Origin of the sequence: Pseudomonas agarici, from assembly GCF_900109755.1 — a bacterium.
GTDB lineage: Bacteria > Pseudomonadota > Gammaproteobacteria > Pseudomonadales > Pseudomonadaceae > Aquipseudomonas > Aquipseudomonas agarici.
In genome coordinates this window covers 1-1,602 of the sequence record NZ_FOAR01000063.1, presented here as the reverse complement: position 1 = coordinate 1,602, position 1,602 = coordinate 1, and the positions used below count along the sequence as shown (strand labels likewise).

Below are 1,602 nucleotides of genomic sequence, written 5' to 3'. Positions count from 1 at the left end.
CAGACTGTGTGAAAACCTAGCAATCTGCGCAGTGCTCGAAGAAAATGCTCCGTATCGAAAGATACGGAGCATTTTTCGTTATGGCTTACATCCAGGGACAGTCCCGCAGCCAGACCAGCCTGTTTCCGGTATCGCTGGAAGAGTTGATCCCCGAGGATCACCTCGTTCGCGTTATCGACCTTTACGTCTCCAAACTGGATCTGGTGCGACTAGGCTTTGATAAAGCACTTCCCAAAAGCACCGGCCGGCCTTCTTACGATCCAGCCGATCAGCTAAAACTTTACCTCTACGGTTATTTCCAGCGGATCCGTTCATCACGGCGCCTCGAAGCCGAGTGCCGGCGCAATATCGAAGTGATGTGGCTGATCAATCGACTCAAGCCCGATTTCAAGACCATCGCTGATTTCCGTAAAGACAACAAACCCGCTTTCATCGCGACGTGCCGGGCTTTCGTCCAGTTTTGCCGCACTGCCGGCCTGATAACCGGTGAGTTGGTAGCCATTGATGGCAGCAAGTTTCAGGCGGTCGCCTCGTCCCGGCGTCACGTGAATTTGAAGCGGCTCCAACACCAAGAGAAGAAGCTGGAAAAGCGCATCGCGCAATATTTGGCCGAGCTGGATGAGGCGGATAGAACCGAAGCCGGCGAGAAGATTGACCGCAATGCGATAAAGGCAACTTTGGCGCAACTTGAGGTCAGGCATTCCAATAACCTGACGTGCCAGGCGCTGATGAAATCAATGGAGCTTGAGCAATTCAATACCCACGAAAGCGATGCGCGAATGCTGCGAACGCACAAAGGGCCTCGGGTCGGGTACAACGTGCAGACAGCCGTGGACGCTGAGCACTGCATGATCGTGCACCATGAAGTGACTCAGGACAGCGATGATCGCAAGCAACTTGAACCGATGGCCAAAGCGGCCAAGGAGCAACTTTCGCAAGATGAACTGACGGTCACCGCGGATGCGGGCTACTCCAATGGCAAGCAGTTCAAGGCCTGTGAGGATCAGAACATCACGGCTTATGTACCTGTGGCGCGATCACTCAACTCCTGCGGCAAGGAACAGGCATTTTTCGATCGAACAGCATTTGCCTACGATGCGTCACAAGATCGATATCAATGCCCTGCCGGAAAATGGCTGATCTTTAAACAGATCAGCAAGAAAGGCCGGATCTACCAAGCGGCGGTCAGCGACTGCTCAAGCTGCCCGTTAAAAGCGCAATGCACCGACGCCCAACGCCGATATATCTCACGCCACCTGCACGAAAAGGCTTTCGAGCGGATGGAACAGCGAATGCAGGCGCACCCCGAAATGATGGTCAGCCGAAGATCCATCGTCGAGCATCCCTTCGGCAACCTTAAACAGTGGTTATTTGGCAACGCTCGCTTCTTACTGCGACAGCTTGAGGGCACGAGGGCTGAAATGGCCCTGGCGGTGAACGCCTACAACCTGAAAAGAGCGATTAACGTGCTTGGCGCACGTCAGTTGATGGCGTTGATGGGCTGAAAAGCCTTTTTTCGTCTGCTGTGAGCACAAAAGCAAACGCCCCGAACAAGTCGGGGCGTTTGCTGGAACCACCATTAGTGTGTTTTCACACAGTCTG

General features: G+C 53.8%; 1 protein-coding gene. It reads left to right on the top strand.

Annotation, left to right across the window (positions count from 1 at the left end; translation table 11 throughout):
* Positions 1–80: 80 nt before the first annotated feature.
* On the top strand, positions 81–1,505 hold the full coding sequence (locus tag BMX68_RS24915; protein ID WP_017129764.1) for an IS1182 family transposase: 1,425 nt from the start codon (positions 81–83) through the stop codon (positions 1,503–1,505).
* Positions 1,506–1,602 lie beyond the last annotated feature (97 nt).